The 20,234-nt window shown below is 54.9% G+C and carries 23 protein-coding genes; all 23 read right to left on the bottom strand.

Translation table 11 applies throughout. The features are described from left to right. Positions 1 to 18: 18 nt before the first annotated feature. The 23 genes from nuoH to bioA all read right to left on the bottom strand — a co-directional run bounded on the left by nuoH (position 19) and on the right by bioA (position 20,151). Entirely contained in the window at positions 19 to 1,029 is a 1,011-nt protein-coding gene (gene nuoH, locus ACTHO6_RS04730; RefSeq protein WP_440239888.1) for an NADH-quinone oxidoreductase subunit NuoH, read from the bottom strand. Further along, positions 1,026 to 2,108, bottom strand: coding sequence for an NADH-quinone oxidoreductase subunit D (locus ACTHO6_RS04725; protein WP_440240092.1), 1,083 nt, complete (start codon positions 2,106 to 2,108; stop codon positions 1,026 to 1,028). The genes nuoH and ACTHO6_RS04725 overlap by 4 nt, the downstream gene beginning before the upstream one ends. A 69-nt stretch (positions 2,109 to 2,177) precedes the next feature. Beyond that, positions 2,178 to 3,224, bottom strand: a complete 1,047-nt coding sequence (locus ACTHO6_RS04720; RefSeq protein ID WP_440239886.1) for an NADH-quinone oxidoreductase subunit C — start codon at positions 3,222 to 3,224, stop codon at positions 2,178 to 2,180. Beyond that, a complete protein-coding gene (locus tag ACTHO6_RS04715) occupies positions 3,221 to 3,739 on the bottom strand; it encodes a NuoB/complex I 20 kDa subunit family protein (protein ID WP_440239884.1) in 519 nt (172 codons plus the stop codon). The genes ACTHO6_RS04720 and ACTHO6_RS04715 overlap by 4 nt, the downstream gene beginning before the upstream one ends. Next, entirely contained in the window at positions 3,730 to 4,101 is a 372-nt protein-coding gene (locus tag ACTHO6_RS04710; RefSeq protein WP_440239882.1) for an NADH-quinone oxidoreductase subunit A, read from the bottom strand. The genes ACTHO6_RS04715 and ACTHO6_RS04710 overlap by 10 nt, the downstream gene beginning before the upstream one ends. A gap of 303 nt (positions 4,102 to 4,404) precedes the next feature. Next, the gene (locus ACTHO6_RS04705; RefSeq protein WP_440239880.1) at positions 4,405 to 5,145 is read right to left on the bottom strand and encodes a DUF6042 family protein; all 741 of its coding nucleotides are present in this window, start codon (positions 5,143 to 5,145) and stop codon (positions 4,405 to 4,407) included. 217 nt (positions 5,146 to 5,362) lie between these two features. Beyond that, on the bottom strand, positions 5,363 to 5,761 hold the full coding sequence (locus tag ACTHO6_RS04700) for a F0F1 ATP synthase subunit epsilon (protein WP_440239878.1): 399 nt from the start codon (positions 5,759 to 5,761) through the stop codon (positions 5,363 to 5,365). A 27-nt stretch (positions 5,762 to 5,788) separates the two neighbouring features. After that, positions 5,789 to 7,198: a F0F1 ATP synthase subunit beta gene (atpD, locus tag ACTHO6_RS04695; RefSeq protein WP_440239876.1), complete on the bottom strand. Its 1,410-nt coding sequence runs from the start codon at positions 7,196 to 7,198 to the stop codon at positions 5,789 to 5,791. Between the two features lie 49 nt (positions 7,199 to 7,247). After that, complete coding sequence (atpG, locus tag ACTHO6_RS04690; protein WP_440239874.1) at positions 7,248 to 8,111, bottom strand: ATP synthase F1 subunit gamma; 864 nt, start codon at positions 8,109 to 8,111, stop codon at positions 7,248 to 7,250. 74 nt (positions 8,112 to 8,185) lie between these two features. Then, on the bottom strand, positions 8,186 to 9,697 hold the full coding sequence (atpA, locus tag ACTHO6_RS04685; protein WP_440239872.1) for a F0F1 ATP synthase subunit alpha: 1,512 nt from the start codon (positions 9,695 to 9,697) through the stop codon (positions 8,186 to 8,188). A 40-nt stretch (positions 9,698 to 9,737) separates the two neighbouring features. Next, a complete protein-coding gene (locus ACTHO6_RS04680) occupies positions 9,738 to 10,265 on the bottom strand; it encodes a F0F1 ATP synthase subunit delta (protein ID WP_440239870.1) in 528 nt (175 codons plus the stop codon). Beyond that, on the bottom strand, positions 10,262 to 10,765 hold the full coding sequence (atpF, locus tag ACTHO6_RS04675; RefSeq protein ID WP_440239868.1) for a F0F1 ATP synthase subunit B: 504 nt from the start codon (positions 10,763 to 10,765) through the stop codon (positions 10,262 to 10,264). Before atpF ends, ACTHO6_RS04680 begins: the two co-directional genes overlap by 4 nt. A 187-nt stretch (positions 10,766 to 10,952) precedes the next feature. Continuing rightward, positions 10,953 to 11,174 (bottom strand): F0F1 ATP synthase subunit C, encoded by a 222-nt coding sequence (atpE, locus tag ACTHO6_RS04670; protein ID WP_005831752.1) that lies wholly within the window; start codon positions 11,172 to 11,174, stop codon positions 10,953 to 10,955. Positions 11,175 to 11,242: 68 nt separating this feature from the next. After that, positions 11,243 to 12,058: a F0F1 ATP synthase subunit A gene (atpB, locus tag ACTHO6_RS04665; protein WP_440239866.1), complete on the bottom strand. Its 816-nt coding sequence runs from the start codon at positions 12,056 to 12,058 to the stop codon at positions 11,243 to 11,245. Between the two features lie 65 nt (positions 12,059 to 12,123). Further along, positions 12,124 to 12,492: an ATP synthase subunit I gene (locus ACTHO6_RS04660; RefSeq protein WP_440239864.1), complete on the bottom strand. Its 369-nt coding sequence runs from the start codon at positions 12,490 to 12,492 to the stop codon at positions 12,124 to 12,126. An 11-nt stretch (positions 12,493 to 12,503) separates the two neighbouring features. Then, complete coding sequence (locus ACTHO6_RS04655) at positions 12,504 to 12,713, bottom strand: AtpZ/AtpI family protein (RefSeq protein ID WP_440239862.1); 210 nt, start codon at positions 12,711 to 12,713, stop codon at positions 12,504 to 12,506. 136 nt (positions 12,714 to 12,849) lie between these two features. Further along, a complete protein-coding gene (locus ACTHO6_RS04650) occupies positions 12,850 to 14,040 on the bottom strand; it encodes an acetyl-CoA C-acetyltransferase (RefSeq protein ID WP_440239860.1) in 1,191 nt (396 codons plus the stop codon). Positions 14,041 to 14,274: 234 nt separating this feature from the next. Continuing rightward, the gene (gene bioC / locus ACTHO6_RS04645) at positions 14,275 to 15,099 is read right to left on the bottom strand and encodes a malonyl-ACP O-methyltransferase BioC (RefSeq protein ID WP_440239858.1); all 825 of its coding nucleotides are present in this window, start codon (positions 15,097 to 15,099) and stop codon (positions 14,275 to 14,277) included. Next, the gene (locus ACTHO6_RS04640) at positions 15,047 to 15,805 is read right to left on the bottom strand and encodes an alpha/beta fold hydrolase (protein ID WP_440239856.1); all 759 of its coding nucleotides are present in this window, start codon (positions 15,803 to 15,805) and stop codon (positions 15,047 to 15,049) included. Before ACTHO6_RS04640 ends, bioC begins: the two co-directional genes overlap by 53 nt. Next, entirely contained in the window at positions 15,802 to 16,998 is a 1,197-nt protein-coding gene (gene bioF / locus ACTHO6_RS04635; RefSeq protein WP_440239854.1) for an 8-amino-7-oxononanoate synthase, read from the bottom strand. The genes ACTHO6_RS04640 and bioF overlap by 4 nt, the downstream gene beginning before the upstream one ends. Positions 16,999 to 17,015: 17 nt before the next feature. Beyond that, positions 17,016 to 18,011, bottom strand: a complete 996-nt coding sequence (gene bioB / locus ACTHO6_RS04630) for a biotin synthase BioB (RefSeq protein WP_440239852.1) — start codon at positions 18,009 to 18,011, stop codon at positions 17,016 to 17,018. Continuing rightward, the gene (bioD, locus tag ACTHO6_RS04625) at positions 18,008 to 18,745 is read right to left on the bottom strand and encodes a dethiobiotin synthase (protein WP_440239850.1); all 738 of its coding nucleotides are present in this window, start codon (positions 18,743 to 18,745) and stop codon (positions 18,008 to 18,010) included. The genes bioB and bioD overlap by 4 nt, the downstream gene beginning before the upstream one ends. Next, positions 18,742 to 20,151 (bottom strand): adenosylmethionine--8-amino-7-oxononanoate transaminase, encoded by a 1,410-nt coding sequence (gene bioA, locus ACTHO6_RS04620; RefSeq protein WP_440239848.1) that lies wholly within the window; start codon positions 20,149 to 20,151, stop codon positions 18,742 to 18,744. Before bioA ends, bioD begins: the two co-directional genes overlap by 4 nt. Positions 20,152 to 20,234 lie beyond the last annotated feature (83 nt).

Genomic DNA, 20,234 nt, shown 5'->3' with positions numbered 1-20,234 from the left:
GTGCTTCTGCCGCGAAGATTAGAACATGCCGTTTTGATAGGAGACGACTACAGCCGTGAGCAAAATGTTGAACAAAGCCACGGGCAAAAGAACCTTCCAGGCAAACGACATCAACTGATCGACCCGCAAACGCGGCATGGTAGCCCGAAGCCAGAACTGAAGGAAGATATACAGCGAGAACTTGAGAACAAACCAGACAATTCCCGGGATAAAGTCCAAAGCCGGATGAAGGGGCAGCCAGCCGCCCAAAAACAAAATCGTAATCAATGTCCCCATCCCGAACATGTACACGTATTCCGCCAGCATGAACATGGCAAAGCGGAACCCGGAGTATTCGACGTGGTACCCTGCCACCAGCTCCGACTCGGCCTCCGGCAAGTCAAACGGCGTGCGGTTCAGCTCGGCCTGGGCCGCCACGATAAAGACGGCAAAGCCGATAAACTGCGGCACAATATTCCAGACATCCCGCTGCGCCTCGACAATTTCCCTGAGATTCATGCTGCCCGTCAACAGAACGACACCCACCACGGACATGACTAGCGGCACTTCATAGCTAATCATCTGCGCAGCAGAGCGGAGACCCCCGATCAGCGAATACTTGTTGTTCGAAGCCCAGCCAGCCGTAATCACACCCAACACGGTAATTCCCGACAGAGCGATATAGTACAGAAGGCCGATTCCCAGGTCGGCAAACTGGATGCTTTCCGTAAACGGCATGACGGCCAAAACCGCGAAGGCAGGCGCATAGGCGAGAATGGGCGCCAGCGTAAACAGCGCTTTGTCCGCATGCTTGGGACGCGTATCTTCTTTCAGGAGGAGCTTGGTCACGTCCGCGACGGTTTGCAACAGCCCGAGCGGCCCGACGCGATTGGGACCGATGCGCAGCTGCATCCAGCCGATGACTTTGCGCTCAAAGTAGATGGCATACGTCACGAATCCCAGCAGGACGGCCAAAAGAACCACCGCCGCCACAAGAAACCAGAGCGTGTTTCCCCATGAGGGGGCTTGTTGCAGGAGCGCGTTCATCAACAGTCAACCTCCCCGAGCACGATGTCGATGCTGCCCAGAATGGCGATCATGTTGGCAAGGTTTTCTCCCTGCAACAGTTTGGGCAGTATCTGCAAATTGTTAAAGGACGGACGTCTGAATTTCAATCTCCACGGCTTATCCTTGCCCTGGCTGGCAATGTAACAGCCGATCTCGCCCCGCGGGGATTCGATGCGCACATAAGTCTCGCCCGCCGGCGGACGGATGACGCGCGGCACTTTGCCGATCACTTCTCCCTCGCTCGGGAATTGCTCCAGCGCCTGCTCCAAAATACGCAGCGACTGTTCGATTTCCGCCATCCGCAATTGGTAGCGGGCCATGCAGTCCCCTTCTGTTGCGGTGGGGACATCAAAATCAAAGCGATCGTAGATGCAGTAAGGCTCATCCTTGCGCAAGTCCCATTTGACCCCGGTGGCGCGGAGCATGACGCCGGACAACGAGTAGTCCAGTGCCGTCTTGGTGTCGAACGTGCCGATGCCCTTGATCCTGCTGATGAAAATTTCATTTCCCGACACCAACTGATGGTAGTTGTTCAGTTCTTTCTTCATGTATTGGACGAATTCCTTCGCCTTGTCGATCCAGCCTGGAGGCGCATCCCATTTGACGCCGCCGATCCGCATGTAGTTAAAAGTCATCCGCGCCCCGCACAGCTCGTTGAACAGGTCGAGGATCATCTCGCGATCGCGGAATGCATACAGAAACGGTCCCATCGCCCCGATATCCAGCAGGTACGTTCCCCACCAGACCAAGTGACTGGCTACCCGGTTCAGCTCCATGGCGATCAGCCGCAGAAACTGGGCACGTTCCGGAATTTCCAGCCCCATCATCGTTTCTACCGCGTGACAAAAGACGTAGTTATTGGTCATGGCGGACACGTAGTCCATCCGGTCTGTGTAGGGAATGATTTGCGTGTAGTTCAGGTTTTCCGCCAGCTTTTCTGTTCCGCGGTGAAGATAGCCCATCACCGGAATCGCTTCCTTGATGGTTTCTCCGTCAATTTTGACGACCAGACGAAAAACGCCGTGTGTACTCGGATGCTGTGGCCCTACGTTCAAGAGCATCTCTTCCGTGCGAATGCCCGTCTCAGAAGAGGTGTCGACATGGGTTGTGAGGATGTTCTGGTTCACCTGTTAAACCTCCTCGTCGTATTGCACATAATCTTTTCGCAGCGGATAGCCTACCCAATCATCCGGCAGCAAAATTCGACGCAAATCGGTATGTCCCGGGAAATGAATGCCCAACAAGTCAAATGTCTCTCTTTCGTTCCAATTCGCGCCATGCCATATATCCATGACAGACGGAACGGATGGCTGTTCCCGGCTCGTCTTGACTTTTACAGCCAAACTTTGTCGGTTTTTGTAGGAGTAGAGGTGGTAGTACACCTCCATCCGATCTTCGTAGTCCACACCGTGCAGATCGGACAGGTAATCAAAGGCCAACGGCTCGTCTTCCTTCAGAAACCGGGCGATCTCGTGCCAGCGCTCTGTTTGGACCACAAGCGTCGGAACTTCCTTGCCCAGCTCGTTCACGTAGGCGGCCTCCAGCACTTCCTTGCCAAATGCTTCGGTAATCCGCTCTACGTACTTGTCGAGATACGGTTGATTTTTCGAAGGAGCTTTTGGAGCTTCCTCTGCGGCTGGGGCCTCTCCCTGCGCCGCTTTCGCCTTCGCAGCGGCCGCGGCGGCGGCTTTGGCTTTGGCGGCAGCGGCGGCCTTTGCCTTGGCGTCGTCCTCTCCGCCTTCTGCTGTTTGCCCGCCTGCTGCTTCCCTGGCTGCCTTCGCCTTCACGGCAGCAGCGGCCGCAGCCTTGGCTTTGGCGGCAGCAGCCGCTTTCGCCTTCGCATCTGCGTCAGCACCGTCTGCTGTTGACGCAGCGTCAGCCTGCTGGGCAGCCTCTTTGGCTTCTTTCGCCGCTTTTGCTTTGGCCAAAGCTTCGGCAGCGGCTGCCTTTTTCGCAGCGGCTTTTTCCTCTGGCGTCATTTCCGAGACGGGCTTCGCGGCCTCTGCTTGCGGTTCTGCTGCTTGGGCTTGCGCGGGAGCTTCCTCGGCTTCCGTTTTCGGCTGTGGAGCCTGCTCTCCCTGTTCTCTTAATTTTCGCAAAGCTTCGGCCTTGGCACGAGCCTCAGCGGCGGCCTTCGCCTTTTCTTCCGGCGTTGGTTTGCGTTTTTCTTCGCTCATGGACTGGTCACCCGCTTCCCAGTCTTCGCTTCATAGCGAATTTTTTCCTGGAGCTTGTTGATTCCGTAAATCAGGGCAGCTGGATTTGGCGGACAGCCCGGAATATATACGTCGACAGGCACGATCTGGTCTACCCCTTTTACCACACTGTACGAGCGCACGTAAGGACCCCCCGCCGTCGCACAGGATCCCATGGCGATCACCCATTTCGGTTCGGGCATTTGATCGTACAATCGGCGCAGCAATGGAGCCATTTTTTTCGTAACCGTTCCGGCTACGATCATGACATCGGATTGTCTCGGCGAGGCGCGGAAGATTACGCCGAACCGGTCCAGGTCATAACGCGCTCCACCTGTTCCCATCATCTCGATGGCGCAACAGGCGAGACCAAAGGTCAGCGGCCAGAGCGAGTTGCTGCGAACCCAGCCTTTTACCGTTTCCAATGTCGTAAACATGACGTTGCGATCCAGCTCTTCTTGCAATTCTGGCGCAATGCTTGTCAGATCTAGTTCCATTCCAGCACCTTCTTTCTCCACGCGTAAATCAACCCTACTACCAGCAAGGATATAAAGATGACCATCTCGACCAGGGCGAACAGCCCCAGCTCTTTGTAAGCGACGGCCCACGGGTACAGAAAGAGCGTTTCTACATCAAAGATGACAAACATGAGAGCGAAAATGTAATACTTTACGTTGAAGCGTACCCAGCTGTCGCCAACAGGAATGTTACCGCTTTCATAAGTCGTTTGCTTCTCCCGTGTCGGCTTTTTGGGACGCAGCAACGGACCGACGAAACTGACCGTAGCCACGGGCAGCAACACACCCAGAATCAAAAAGATCGCGACAATCACATAATTGTTGGTGTAGATGTCATTCACCCACGTTCCCTCCGCTCGTAAGAAAGATGTGAATCTGTCTTGCGCTGCCCTCCAGGAGAAGTCATCACCTCATGAAAGGGGTACTGCTCGCAGCATCGCAGATGAAAGTATGAACGTTGTCGCAGACCGATACTGCTAGAAAAAAATACCTTTATCATTATATCAAATTGCCAAGGGGGTGTCTAACGAAAGCCTTCCATATGTGCCATATAAAGGGAAAAACTTAGAGAAAACTCCCTAAGCTTTTCCAGCATCATATAATAGCCAAACGAAACGGCCTGTCTGGCTCTCCTATTCCGTTGATTATTGCACGTTGCTTGAAAACGGCTGACCGAGGAAGTCCTCGTAAATGCGCTCCCATACAATCGTGAAGTTCAGCTTCTCATCATCTGGCAGCTCCAGCATGTTCTCAATCGCTTCTTCCATGTACGGAGTCAGCTTAATCAAAACCTCAGCAAGCATTTGATCGTTGGTGTTGAGCATTTCTTTCATTTCTGCCTTGGAGATGCTGAATGTATTTTCGTCGCGTTCATGAAGCATCAGGACCAGGCGGCTGAACACAGGGTGGACCAGCGCTTCCAGCTTCACATGCGCCAAAGCGAGCGATTCCACTTCACTCAGCTTGAACAGTTGGGACGCATCCGGGAACGGATGAATAGGGATATCCCAGTAATCCTCGTGATCGATCACCAGACCCCATTTGACGAAAAGCTCGATCGCTTCGGCACGGGATGTCGGGTAATCGTAATCCGAGCGTTTCAGGAACGATTTGAAGCGGTTCAGCAGGTTGACATAGCCCTCATAGTCCGCTTCCGATTTGAAAGCTTCCTTCACAGGCTCGGAGAACGTGCCTTTCAATGCTTCGATTTCATCCAGTGCTTTTTCCATCTCCGCTTTTGTTTCGTGCTCAGTTACGACAAAACACAGGGACTGAAACAGGACATTCATTTCATGAGACAGCACGCTCGACCAGCCATTAGCCTTAAAGCCGCTAGGAATCACGACGCCATCCTGATTGTGGCGAATATCGCGAATGGTTTGCATCAGTTACACTCTCCTTTAATTCCAAAAAGCCAGTGCCGCCCCTTATGCTGGCGCAACAAAATCATGTCCGACGGCAGGGCATTAGGTCTATTATACACAGAAACGATAGGCAATTACCAACTGGAAATATCATGGCCCGCAAACATGAATAACCATATACGTCGTGCAAGCGAAAAATCCCCGCAGCCACCTGGCCGCGGGGATATCAAGCTTATGCTTACTTCATTACGTCGAGACGCGCCATCGCACGTTGCAGCGCACGCTCGGCACGCTGGACGTCGATATCGGCATATTTCTCAGCCAAACGCTTTTCGGCGCGAGCTTTCGCTGCCTTGGCGCGTTCTGCATCAATGTCTCCCGGCAATTCAGCCGTTTCAGCAAGAATGGTTACCTTATCGCCGCGCACTTCCATGAAGCCGCCGCTTACAGCTATCTTTACTTCGGTTTCACCTTCTGTCTTGATCCGAACCGGCGCTATTTTCAGCGGGCTTACCAGCGGCATATGGTTCGGCAAAATACCGAGATCCCCTTGAACGCCGCGAGCGATGACCATTTCAGCCTGACCGCTGTAGACGATCCGTTCAGGAGTTACGACTTCCACTGTCATCTTACTCACTTACTCGTCTCCCCTTTCCAGGGTGTCTTACGCCATTTTCTTAGCTTTTTCCACCGCTTCTTCAATGGTTCCTACATACAGGAACGCGCTCTCTGGCAGATGGTCGTGCTTGCCTTCGAGAATTTCCTTGAAGCTGCGAACGGTTTCTTTCAATGGCACGTATTGGCCTGGGTTACCGGTAAATTGCTCGGCAACGTGGAAGGACTGGGACAGGAAGCGTTGAATGCGGCGTGCGCGGCCAACGACTTGCTTGTCTTCGTCGCTCAGCTCGTCCATACCGAGGATCGCGATGATATCTTGCAGTTCTTTGTAGCGTTGCAGAATTTTTTGCACGCCACGAGCCACATCGTAGTGTTCTTGCCCAACTACTTCCGGAGTCAGAGCACGGGAAGTGGATGCGAGCGGGTCAACCGCAGGGAAGATACCCAACTCGGCGATGGAACGCTCCAGGTTGGTAGTCGCGTCCAAGTGAGCAAACGTAGTCGCAGGAGCCGGGTCGGTATAGTCGTCCGCTGGTACGTAGATCGCTTGAATGGACGTTACAGAACCTTTTTTGGTGGAGGTAATGCGCTCTTGCAGCTGACCCATTTCGGTAGCCAGTGTTGGCTGGTAACCTACCGCAGATGGCATACGGCCCAAGAGAGCGGACACCTCGGAACCCGCTTGGGTAAAGCGGAAGATGTTGTCGATAAACAGAAGAACGTCGCGGCCTTCTTCATCACGGAAATACTCCGCCATGGTCAGACCGGTCAACGCTACGCGCAGACGCGCACCAGGCGGTTCGTTCATCTGACCGAATACCATCGCGGTCTTCGGCAGAACGCCTGCGTCTTTCATCTCGTGGTACAGGTCGTTCCCTTCACGGGTACGCTCCCCTACGCCAGCAAATACGGAAATACCGCCGTGCTCTTGTGCAATGTTGTTAATCAGCTCTTGAATGGTAACGGTTTTCCCTACACCCGCACCACCAAACAGACCGATTTTTCCACCCTTGATGTACGGAGCCAACAGGTCAATAACTTTGATCCCTGTTTCCAGGATTTCAACATTGGTTGCTTGTTCTACGAACTCAGGAGCTTTGCGGTGAATCGGGTCACGACGCTCTACGTGCCCCAGCTCTTGCTGGTCGATCGGTTCTCCCAATACGTTGAATACGCGTCCAAGGGTTACCGCACCCACTGGAACGGAGATAGGCGCACCTGTGTCAACGGCTTCCATTCCGCGAACCAAACCGTCGGTAGAAGACATTGCAACGGTACGAACCATGTTATCACCCAGGTGAGTCGCAACCTCAACGGTCAAGTCGATGTCGCGCTCGCCAGCGCTTTGTGCTTTATGTTGAATCTTGATCGCATTGTAAATGGCAGGCAGGTGTCCACGCTCGAACTCGATGTCAACAACCGGACCCATTACCTGAACCACGCGTCCATTCGCCATCTTACTTCTTCCCTCCTGTAAAGCTAAATTGGGAGCTATTCGCTGCCACTTACGCCTGTGCGTTTGCACCTGCAACGATCTCGGAAATTTCTTGCGTAATCGCTGCCTGACGGGCACGGTTGTAGATCAAGGTGTAACGGTTGATCATATCCGTTGCGTTGTCTGTCGCGTTGCCCATGGCAGTCATACGGGAACCTTCCTCGGAAGCCTTCGCTTCCAGAAGCGCACTGTACACCAGTGTTTCCGCATATTTGGGCAGAAGATCCGCCAGTACTTCTTCCGAGGACGGCTCATATTCGTAATTGATTGTGCGCACCTCGTTGCTCTCGGGAGCTTCCAGTGGCAGCAATTGTTTTACGGTAGGTATTTGCGAAATTGCACTTTGGAACTTGTTGTAGCACAGGTACAACTCGTCGATTTGCTCGTTCGCAAACATTTGGACTGCCGCACTGGCAATTTTTTTAATGTCCGCAAACGATGGGTTGGCTGGCAGACCCGTTACCTCTTCCAGGAGCGGATAGTTCCGTTTGCGGAAGAAGTCGCGCCCTTTGCGTCCGATTACAAAAATACCGTACTCGTCTTGGGACTTGTGCTTTTCGCTGATCGTGGTAACCACTTTACGAAGCATGTTGGCATTGTAGCCTCCAGCAAGTCCGCGGTCGGACGTGATGACAATGTAGCCGGTCTTTTTCACCGGACGTTTTTGCAGCATCGGATGTTTGGAGCCGGAAGTCCCGCTCGCGATGCTTGCAATCACTTCCTGGATCTTGTCGGCGTATGGGCGTGCTGCCTCGGCCTTCTCCTGGTTGCGGCGGAGCTTGGCAGCCGCCACCATTTTCATCGCTTTTGTGATTTGGCGCGTATTTTTGGTGCTTTTAATACTGCGTCGAATCTCACGAATTCCTTTTGCCACTCGTTTTCACCACCTTGAGAACGCATGCCGGGCAAAGCGCCCGGGCATGCATCTGATGTCTATCAGGTTAACGATTAGCGCGTTACCGAAAAGCCTTTTTTGAACTCTTCGATCGCTGCGTTCAGTTCTTTTTCATCCGGGAGGTCTTTCGTGGTACGGATGTGCTCCAACAGATGCGGTTTGTTGGATTCCAGGAAAGACAGCAATTCTTTCTCAAAGCGGCGTACGTCTGCTACTGGAATGTCATCCAGATAACCGCGAGTCGCGCTATAGATAGAAGCCACTTGCTTCTCAACAGGCATTGGATCGAACTGGCCTTGCTTCATGATTTCCATCAAGCGCTCCCCGCGGGTCAGGCGAGCTTGGGTAGCCTTGTCCAGATCGGAACCGAACTGAGCAAACGCAGCCAACTCACGGTATTGAGCCAACTCCAGCTTGAGTGGACCTGCTACCTTTTTCATCGCCTTGATTTGCGCGGAACCCCCTACACGGGATACGGAAAGACCAGTGTTAACCGCTGGACGTTGACCGGCGTTGAACAAGTCTGTTTCCAGGAAGATCTGACCGTCCGTGATGGAGATCACGTTGGTTGGAATGTACGCGGAAATGTCGCCCGCTTGCGTCTCGATGAATGGCAGAGCCGTAATCGAACCGCCGCCCAGCTCATCAGACAGTTTCGCAGCGCGCTCCAGCAAACGGGAGTGCAGATAGAATACGTCACCCGGATATGCTTCGCGGCCTGGAGGACGACGGAGCAACAGGGACATTTCGCGGTAGGCAGCAGCCTGTTTGGACAGGTCATCGTATACGCACAGAACGTGTCCGCCTTTGTACATGAAGTACTCCGCCATGGTTACGCCAGCGTATGGTGCCAGGTACAGCATTGGCGCCGGGTCAGAAGCGGTAGCGGAAACGACGATGGTGTATTCCAGAGCGCCTGCTTTACGCAGGGTTTCTACGATGTTCGCAACGGTCGATTGCTTTTGACCGATCGCTACGTAGATACAAATCATGTCTTTGCCTTTTTGGTTGATGATCGTGTCGAGCGCCACAGCTGTTTTACCCGTTTGGCGGTCGCCAATAATCAACTCGCGTTGTCCACGGCCAATCGGGATCATCGCGTCAATCGCTTTGATACCTGTTTGCAGCGGCTCATGTACGGATTTACGCGCCATTACGCCAGGAGCTGGACTCTCGATCGGACGGTAGCCGCTATTGGCGATAGGTCCTTGACCATCAATCGGTTGACCCAGTGGGTTCACTACGCGGCCAAGCAGCGCTTCCCCTACTGGCACTTCCATAACGCGACCGGTACGTTTTACGGTGTCGCCTTCCTTGATGTCGCGGAAAGGTCCCATAATAACGACACCCACGTTATCTTCTTCCAAGTTGAGTACCATACCCATTACGCCATTTTGGAACTCAAGGAGCTCCCCTTGCATGGCCTTTTCCAAACCGTGAACGCGGGCAATACCGTCACCTACCTGGATGACTGTGCCTACATCTACCACTTCGATTTCAGATTTAAAATTAGCGATCCGCTCTTTGATGAGGGAGCTAATTTCTTCTGGTCTGATTGCACTCACTTACTTCACCCCATTCATCCAACTTCTTAAAGACCGAGCTTTACGCCTTTTGCGCAAAGGTTTCCAGCTTCGTTTTCAGGCTGCCATCGTACAGACGATCGCCGATTTTGATAATAATGCCACCGAGAATCGCGGGATCTACAACCGCTGTCACCCGCAGCTTTTTCTTTACTTTTTGGCCGAACTTGTCAGCCAGCTCCGCTTTTTCTTCTTCCGAAAGCGGCTTCGCGCTTGTGACGATAGCATCTGCATAGCCACGCGCTTCGTTTGCCAACTGTACAAAGGAACTGTAGATGTCGGACAGCTGCGCTTCCCGTCCGTTGTCAATCAGGACGCTCAGGAAGTTGAGGCTCTCTTCCCCTACATGGCTTTTGAACAGCTCATCAACCAGTTTGCCCTTTGCATCTGCCGCGATGTGCGGGTGCTGCATGATCTTTTTCAGATCTTCGTTGCCTTCCACAGCCTGCACGATCGCACCAAGGTCCGCTTCCACCTGATCGATCTTGCCGCGCTCGCTCGCTACCTCAAAGAGCGCGCGAGCATAACGCTTCCCTACTGCGCTACTCATAGGCGATCTCCTACTTGAGCGAGGAATTTGTCAACCGTAGACTTTTGCGCTGCCTCGTCCAGCTCTTTTTCAATAATTTTGGAAGCCAAAAGTACGGAAAGAGCTGTCATTTGCTCGCGCAGTTCGAGTTTTGCTTTTTCTACTTCACGGGCCAGTTCAGCGCTTGCGTCCGCTTTCATGCGCTCGGATACCGCTTGCGCTTCGGCCACGATTTTGCTTGCTTCATCAGACGCTTGCTTGGTCGCACGGTCGATGATGGCTTTGGATTCAGCCCGCGCTTCATCCAGTACGCGGCGCTGCTCTGCCAAGAGAGCTTCTGCTTCCGCGCGATTGCGCTCAGCCGATGAAATTTGGTTTTCGATATGCTGACGACGTTTTTCCATGATGCTAACGATCGGGCCCATAGCCAATTTACGAACCAGCAAGAGCAACAACAAGAACACAATTGCTTGGGTTAAAAGCGTTCCCCATTCCAGGGATACCGCTCCAAAGTCGAGCATTCGTTTCACTCCTTCCTGCGAAAAGAAAGATGTATCATCACGGTATGAACCGCTCTTTGCCTGTAAGCCGGCCTCGCTCCAAACGCGAAACCTTCCTTCGATGAGCGAACGAGAGAAAAGGCTGCCACTCGCTCAAAAATAGAGGCGGGTATCAAGCGCCCGCCTATTTTCACCAATTGCTCGCTGACTACATACGACCGAAGAGAATGAAACCGATCGCTACAGCGATGATCGGAACCGCCTCTACCAGACCGAGACCCAGGAACATGAGACCCATCAGGTTACCACGTGCTTCTGGTTGACGAGCTACACCTTCAATTGTACGGGAAATGACCAGGGAGTTTCCGATTGCTGCGCCAAGAGCAGCGAGACCAAATACGATACCAATTGCAAGAGCCAAACCTTCCATTGTTTAAAAACCTCCTTAGTGTTGTGAGAAACGAATCAAGAATCAAAAGAAAATCGGGGAAATGCTGATTAGTGATCTTCATTCACTTGCTGAGACAGGTAAACCATCGCCAGCGTAGTGAAAATGAATGCCTGTACAGAGCCGACAAACACGGAGTAGCCCAGCCACAGGAACAGCGGAATACTTCCGAAGATCCCTACACCCAAGAGGAAGGCGATCAAAACCTCACCCGCGAAGATGTTACCGAATAGACGCAAAGGAAGCGTCAGCGGCTTGATGATGAACTCCTCCAGAATGTGAATCGGGTTCAGGAATGTATGTTTCAACCATCCACCGAAACTCTTCTTGATTCCCAAGTAGTGAGCATACAGCAAAACGATGAACGCGAGAGCGAAGGTTACGCTCGGAGTCGCGGTTGGGGATTTCCACCAGCCAATGATAACGCCGTGTGACTGCGGATCGCTTGCGTTCAGCTCTTCCTCAAGCTTGGCCAGCTTTTGTTGCTTCGCCTCTTCGCTCGTGGAAAGCGTCAACATGTCTTTAACCTTTTCGCTTACTTGATGGTCAGGACCGTTGTGGTGTGCTGTATTCACGTTAAATACAAGACCCAGTTGGTTTCCAAGGAAAATGTAGAGGAACAAGGTCAGTGCCAGCGAGACAAAACCCGCAGCTTTTTTCGGTGAGATATAGCTTTTGGTAATACCGGTTACGAAGTCCACAATCCATTCCATCACATTTTGCGCGCCGCTTGGTGCAGCGGAGGTCAGATTGCGAGTCATCCCGATACAGAGCAATAGCACCACCAGAGAGGTTACCAAAATCATGAGAATAGTGGAGATGTCAAATACCATGCCCAGCCATTCAAATCGCAGAGAATAATGCATGTATTTCACCCCTTTCTTCCGCGCGAATATTTTGCTTGCGTGCATGTCAAAAAGAATTCTGCTATCTATTTAAAGGAGCGATACACAAAAAGGAAGCTGAGAATCTGAAAGAGGAACAAGCCGATCAGCACTCCGGCCAGTCCAAACATGTGAGGAAAACGCATGGTCAAAAAGACAGCAAAGCCTGCCACGACCAAGCGTTGCAGCATACCTGTCCCTTTCGGCCGCACGCCTGGATCGACAGCCATCTGGCCAATTCGCCAGGTTTTGCTGAAGAGGACCGTGCCATTCACTAGACTGCCAGCCATCCCGAGCAGGAGGCTTTGCAAAAAGAAACGACAGGATGGCAACAGCGCCCAGAGTATCGCGGCAATTGCCATACAGAAAAAGGCATAGCGAAACGTGGATCGCATTGCCGAAGAAAACGTTTGCATGTCCCATCTCCCTAGAGGTAACCGCGAATGATGCGGTAGACGCTGTACACGCCTATTCCTAATCCCGCGAGCAGTCCAACCATCAAAAAGAGCGGATTGGTAGCGAACAGACCATCGAGGTATTTTCCCAGAAGGACTCCCGCAATCACACAAATCGCCATATCGACACCGATCAGGGTGACCAACGTGATCGCTCGCCAGGGATTATCGATTTTCGACACGGAACAACATTCTCCTTTCATACATAAGGAGAGGGCTGGTGTCAAGTACCCTTTGCCCTCATCCATATTAACGAAGAATTATTCCCTTTGTCAACGTTCGTCTTGTTCTGTACACAAAGCGTTCACAATTGGAAATTTATATTTTTTCCACAATCGTCGAAACGCCCTGTCCACCGCCAATGCACAAGGTTGCCAGACCATATTTTGCCCCTTCGCGCTTTTGCAATTCGTGAACAAGGGTGACTAAAATTCTCGCCCCGCTTGCGCCAATTGGATGACCAAGCGCGATGGCTCCCCCGTTAACGTTCAGCTTTTCGCGGTCGATGCCAAGCGCTTTGCCCACAGACAGCGACTGAACGGCAAAAGCTTCGTTCGCTTCGATCAGATCGATGTCGGACAAGGAGAGTCCTGCCTTCTCCAAAACGCGCTTGGTCGCGGGAACAGGCCCGTAGCCCATGATGCTCGGATCGACCCCGGCGCTGGCGTTGGCCACGATGCGCGCGAGCGGTCTGACTCCCAGTTCTTCCGCTTTTTCCCTGGTCATGAGTAACAAAGCAGCCGCGCCGTCATTGATGCCGGATGCGTTCCCCGCCGTGACGGTTCCGTCCTTTTTAAAGGCTGGCTTCAGCTTGGCGAGCATCTCGACCGTTACGCCGGCACGCGGAAATTCGTCGACGGAAAACAGCACCGGATCGCCTTTGCGCTGCGGAATCGGAACAGGTACGATCTCATCCTGAAAACGGCCGCTTGCCAGAGCTGCCTGGGCTTTCTGCTGGCTCCACGCGGCAAACTCATCCTGCTCTTCCCGTCCGATCTCGTATTTCGCACACAGATTTTCAGCCGTGATTCCCATATGATAGTCGTTGAAGGCGCACCAAAGGCCATCGCGAATCATCGTGTCGACCACCTTCTGGTCACCCATGCGGAACCCCGAGCGCGCGCCCTCCAGCAAATACGGAGCCTGACTCATGTTTTCCATGCCCCCTGCCAGTACGACCTCGGCGTCTCCGCTTACGATTGCCTGTACAGCCAAATGAACGGCTTTTAATCCCGAGCCGCATACTTTGTTAATCGTCAAGGATGGCACCTCGTGAGCCAATCCCGCATGAATGGCAGCCTGCCGCGCAGGGTTTTGTCCCAGACCCGCAGACAGCACATTTCCCATAATCACTTCATCGACCGCATCCTTGGTCACACCTGCGCGCTCCAAGGCCGCTTCGAGGACGATTCCGCCCAGCTTTGTCGCGCTGATTCCCGCAAGCGTGCCCTGAAAGCTGCCGATGGCCGTGCGCACTGCGCTTGCGATAACGATTTCCTTTTGACTCATCTTCCATACACTCCTCGAATGAACAGGATAGCCAACCTTCTTAAAATTCCCTATTTTTGTACGGATTCCTGCAAAGAAATCGCTTTCAGACAAAAAAAGCGTCTCCCTGCCCCGAAGAGCGGAAGACATGTTTTTCGCTACGTGCGCTCGTTCGTGCCAACGAAGCCTCCGTCGCCAATCGGGACAGCCGCGCACCATCCACCATGACTCACTGGCGTTGCAGATGCGGCCCGGTTAGCAAAACGGCTGGCGACGACCGCTGATGTAAAGCAGGTCGTACGTGACCTGCACGCCCTGCTCCCCGCCATACCTTTTCTCGTAATAGTCCATCATCTCAAGCAGCAGCCTTCGTCGGCCCAGGCCCGCGCCCTTGTCCTCGCTCGTATTGGCGCCTACTGCCTTGACCGCATGCAAAAAGTCGAGCACGCCGGGATAGGTCAGCACGACCTTTTCCGCCGTCACCTGCAAAGAACCCATTCCCGCCGCCTCCAGCATGCGCAGCCACTGTTCCGCTGACAGAAAGGACAGGCCGTGCCGTACCGCTTTTTCGCCCAGTCTGCCGTGGGCATGGGCAAACGAATCGTGCAGCTCACAAAAGGTATCCGGCCCGAAAGTAGAAAAAAAGAGCGGGGCGTTTGGCGCAAGCAAGCGGCACAAGCCGCGGATCGTCTCATCCGGACGAAAAAACCATTGAAAGCAGGCTCCTGACACAATCAAGTCTTTGGCGGCTTCCGGCTGCGTCCAGACCCATTCCTCTGCATCGGCCTGGAGAAAGCTTGCTGTCAGGCCGAGACGGGCAAGGCTGGCCTGAGCCTGGGCAATCATTCCGCCGGCGACGTCAATCGCCTCGTATTCGGCATGAGGATACTGGCTGACAAGTAGACGGGTCAGCCCCCCAGTGCCGCAGCCGACCTCCAGGATGCGGGAAACTTCTTCTTGCGAGAGGGCCGTCTGAACCATTGCGCTCAGTTGATGCGCCATCTCCTTTTGCACGATGGCGTACTGTTCATAGGAGGCTGCCTTGTGACTGAACCGATGCTTGACCATGTTGCTGCGCAATTTGCTTCACCATCCTTGCTACCGCTGTCCCGACCACGTCCGGGTAAAAAATGGGGGGTGCGTGGCCGCAGTCTTGCAGCCGCACAAACTCAGCAGCCGGCAGCGCGCTTGCCAACTCCTCGCCCGCTGCCAGCGGACAGATGAGGTCGTCTGTTCCGTGAATGACGATGGCCGGACAGGAGAGTGACGCCGCTTTATGCCGACAGTCCTCGCTTGCCAGGTAATCGAGACCCGCGAGCAGGGAGCGCTCGCTCCACTGCTCCCCCACTTTTCCCGTATCCAGTCGGTTTTGCTCGCGTTCCTCCGCCGTCAGCATCTGCTCCGCGAACTGGGCCATGATCCGCTCGCGGTCTTTTGGCAACAGCCGCTGCATCCGTTGCAGCACGGCTGCGCCCCAGCCACGGTCCCGCTCTGCCGACTCGCGGACAAAGCGCATGGTTGTTCCGATGAGAACCAGCCCTGCTACAGGATAGGAGGCTGCCAGTCTGAGCGCCAGCAGCCCGCCCATGGACCAGCCGACGACAACCAGCTCTTTTCCGGCGACTGAGCGAGCTGTCTGTTCTACTGCCTCGTAAAACGCTTCCGGGTGGGACACGCGCGAAAAGTCCGGTGCCAGGTGCAACGCACAAGGAAGCTGTCGACGGACTTGCTCCCAGCAGGAATCCGACATCCCCCAACCTGTCAGCCAAAGTATCGCTGGCGTCACAGCGCATCCCTCCCGTCCAGCTCATCGCGAATGGCAGCCAGCTCCCGGACGGCCCACGTCAGTTCCTCCGGGGTATGCGTCGCCATCACCGTAAAACGGATGCGCGCGGTCCCATCCGGAACGGTGGGCGGACGAATGGCAACAGCGGCAATCCCGCGCTCCAGGAGCTTCCGGCTGAATTGCAGCGCCCGCTCGTTTTCGCCGATCGCCAGCGGGATAATGTGCGTGTCATCGTCTGGTACGGCAAAGCCGCTCGCGCGCAGCTGCCGGCGAAACCAACTTGCGTTTTGCCGGAGGGCTTGCCTTCTCCACGTGTCTGTCTCGATTTGCGTCAACGCCGCAAGCGTCGAGCCGACGACGGCGGGCGGCAAAGCGGTGGAGTATAGGAGCGAGCGGGCCTTCGAACGCAAATGGCGAATCACGGGCGTGTCGGCACATACATAGGCGCCGTACGCCCCAAAGGCTTTGCTGAACGTGCCCATCAGCACATCCACCTGGTCGGCTATCCCCAGCTCGTGGCACAAGCCCTGGCCCTGTTCCCCGCGCACGCCGCCCGCATGCGCCTCGTCGACCATAAGCAGAGCGTCGTAGCGCTCGCGCAGCTCGGCCAAAGCCAACAGCGGAGCCTTGTCGCCGTCCATGGAAAAAATGCTGTCCGTCACGATCCATTTCCGCCTTGCCCCCTGATGCTTTTGCAGCAAAAATGCCAGATGCTCCACATCGTTGTGCCGATACCGGACATGCTCGGCACGGCTCAGGATGATGCCGTCGACAATGCTGGCGTGGTTCAGCCGATCGCTCAACACGACATCGCCCCGGCCGGCAAGTGCGGCGATCACTCCCGTATTCGCCTGATAGCCGCTGGCAAACACGAGCGCTCCTTCGCGCTGCTTCCACTCGGCCAGGCGCTGCTCCAGTTCGTCGTACAGCGGGTAATTGCCCAGTACGAGGCGGGAAGCCGTGCCGCCCGCGCCCCATTTTCTCGCGGCCTTTTCGCCCGCTTCCACGATCCGCTCTTCATGAGCAAGCCCCAGATAGTTGTTGGCGGATAAATTCAGCAGCTTTTTCCCGCCAACCCGAATCCACGCGCCGCCTGCTTCGGCTATCGGTTCCACCGTCTGCCACGTTCTGTCCAGCGACTGCTCCCGCATCCGGCTCCACTCCGCCTCCAGCCATTCGTACTTGCGCTTCATGTGCCGCACCTCTTTGCCTACAGCGCACATAGCTCGATTTCGAAGCCGAGGTCTTCGATCATTTTGTGATCGGTGGAAATCTCCTGTCCCGGCGTCGTCAAATAGTCGCCGACAAACAGCGAATTGGCCGCGTAGAGCGACAGCGGCTGCAAGCTGCGCAGATTCACCTCGCGTCCGCCTGCCACGCGAATCTCTTTGTCAGGGCAGACGAAGCGGAACAGCGCCAGCACCTTCAGCGCCTTTTGCGCCGGCGTGCGGCCCTGGTTTTGCAGCGGGGTACCCGGAATCGCATTCAAAAAGTTGACCGGGATGGAATCGGCATCCAGACTGCGCAAGGCATACGCCATCTCCACGATCTCCTCATCGCTTTCCCCCATGCCGACGATGACGCCAGAGCATGGCGACATCCCGGCTTTTTTCACGGTATCGACGGTTTCCACCCGCTGATCGTATGTATGCGTGGTCGTAATCGACGAGTAATGATTGCGGCTTGTGTTCAGGTTGTGGTTGTAGCGATGCACGCCCGCTTCCTTCAGCCGCTGTGCCTGCTCGTCGCTCAGGATGCCGAGACAAGCGCATATTTTCAGCGGCATGGTCTCGCGAATTTCCTTCACCGCTTCGATCACCTGCCCCAGCTCCTTTTCGGTCGGTCCGCGGCCGGAAGCGACGATACAGTACGTCCCTGCCTTGCGGTTCAGCGCTTCCCGCGCTCCCGCCAGCAACGTGTCTTTGTCGAGCATGGTGTACTTGGCTACAGGAGCGGTGGAGACGATCGACTGCGAGCAGTATCCGCAATCTTCCGGGCACAGACCGCTTTTCGCGTTCAGGATCATGTTCAGCTTGACCTTTTTCCCGAAAAAGTGCTTTCGGACCTGAAAAGCGGCTTGCAAGAGCGGCAACAGTTCATCGTCCGGCGCTTGCAGCACGCGCAGCGCCTCCTCCTGCGTCAGCACTTCCTTTTGCACAGCCTTCTCTGCGTACACATTCCAGTTCATGGCAACGGTCTTGTTCATCCTCGTATCTCCCCTTTTATGGATTGCTTTTTCAGCACACGCTCGATAGCCGTCAGATCGACATGCTCCCTCGCCCATGCAGCCAGCCGCTCTTTTGTCAGCTCGGCATCCGTATACGGCAGCGTGCCCCATACAGAAACATTCCCGTAACGCTCGATCATCGCCGCATTCGTCGCGACACTCCGGTCGGTCGCCATCGTTGCGGCATTCAAAATCACACCAGCCACCTCAAGCCCCCGAGAGCGGGCATACCAGACCGACAAGAGCGTATGGTTGATCGTGCCAAGCCCTGCGCGGGCGACCAGCAAAAGCGGCAGTTGGAGCCGGACAGCTACATCCACCATCATCTCCGTTTCCGTCAGCGGCACGGCCAGCCCGCCTGCTCCCTCCACCAGCAGCCAGTCGTGCTTCGCCATCAAGGAAGGCCCACCCGCCACGACTTCATCCAGCGTGAGCGTCCTGCCCTCCGCCTTTGCGGCCAGCCAGGGAGTCAGCGGCGCGGAAAACGCCAGTGGCGCAATTTCCTCGCACAAGTCCCCTACACCACTCCCTGCCCGCAAGCGAAAGGCATCGCTTGTCTCTTCATGCGCCAACGCCCCGGACTGGACGGGCTTCCACACGCCGACATCAGAGCCTCTCTCGCGCAGCGCGGCCGCGATTCCAGCCGTAACAACGGTTTTGCCCACCTCCGTATCCGTCCCGGCAACGAACAATCCTGCAAACTCCTTGCTCATCGCACCGTCTGCCCCTTTTGTTCCAGCGTGACCTCGTGAATGGATTCCGCCAACATTTGCACCATTTCCGCCATTTCGTCCATTCGGGAGGCCAGCGGCGGGATGAAGACGATCACATTGCCCAGCGGTCGGGTCAGCAGACCCTTTTCTCTCGCCCGCTGGCAGACGCGGACGCCGATGCGCTCGTTCCAGTGGTACGGCTCCTTCGTCTTTTTGTCTCGGACCAGCTCAATCCCCGCCATCAAGCCTTTTTGCCGGATATCGCCGACATGCGGCTCTGCCTTGAGCGGCTGCAAAAGCTTTGCCAGCCCGACCGCTTTTTCCGCTACCTGCTCGACCAGACGCCGCTCCTCCATGAGTCGCAGGTTGGCCAGCGCTACGGCGCAGCCAAGCGGATTTCCCGTGAAGGAGTGGCCGTGGAAAAAGGTCTTCTGCTCCTCGTAGTCGGCGTAAAAAGCGTCGTAGATTTCTTCCGTAACGAGCGTAGCTGCTACAGGCAAGTAGCCTCCGGTCAGCCCTTTGGCAACCGCCATAATGTCTGGCACTACGCCGTCATGCTCACAGGCGAACATTTTCCCGGTCCGTCCAAAGCCTGTCGCGACCTCATCCGCGATCAGCAGCACGTCATGCGCGCGCAACAACTCCGCAATCCGCTTCAAACAGCCGTCAGGCATGACGATCATCCCGCTGGCTCCCTGGACCACAGGCTCGACAATCATGGCGGCAATCTCGCCTGCTTTTTGCTGCAGCAGGCTTTCCAGCTGGCTCAAGGTCGCTTCCATGGCCGCCTGCTCTCCTCCATCCCGATAGGGGTACGGGTAAGGGATGACGTACGGAGAAAAGAGCAGCGGCTTGTAGACCTGATGGTACAGCGGGATGGCGCCTACGCTGGTCGCTCCGATCGTGTCGCCGTGGTAGGCGTTGTTCATCGTAATAAACGAATGCTTGCCCGTCTGTCCGCGGTTTTGCCAATACTGGAACGCCATTTTCAGGGAGATTTCCACCGCCGTCGCGCCGTTGTCCGAGTAAAACACTTTGCTGAGTCCAGGCGGCGCGATTCGCACCAGTTGCTCCGCCAGCAAGATGGACGGCACGTTGGCCATGCCCAGCAAAGTCGAATGCGCGATTTGCGACAGCTGCTCCATGATGGCCTGATTCAACTCGGGGACATTGTGGCCGTGAACGTTCAGCCAAACAGAAGAAAAGCCGTCGTAATACGCCTTGCCATGGACGTCGAACAGCTTGACCCCCTCGCCTCTGGCAATAATCAAAGGATCCTGCGCGTTGTAGTCTTTCATTTGCGTAAAAGGATGCCACAAAAATTGCTTGTTCTTCTGCGCCAGTTCGTCATAGTCATAGGGATAGGAAGAAGTATGTAACAACCAAGACACCCCTTTGGTTAACATATATTTGTTAACCAAAATATTAAAATGGTTGACCATTTTTGGCAATGACTTTTTTTGGATGGGCGGAAAATGAAAAAAGACCA

The sequence above is a fragment of the Brevibacillus sp. SAFN-007a genome, from assembly GCF_051967035.1.
Lineage (GTDB): Bacteria > Bacillota > Bacilli > Brevibacillales > Brevibacillaceae > Brevibacillus.
This window is presented reverse-complemented; position numbering and strand designations above follow the sequence as displayed.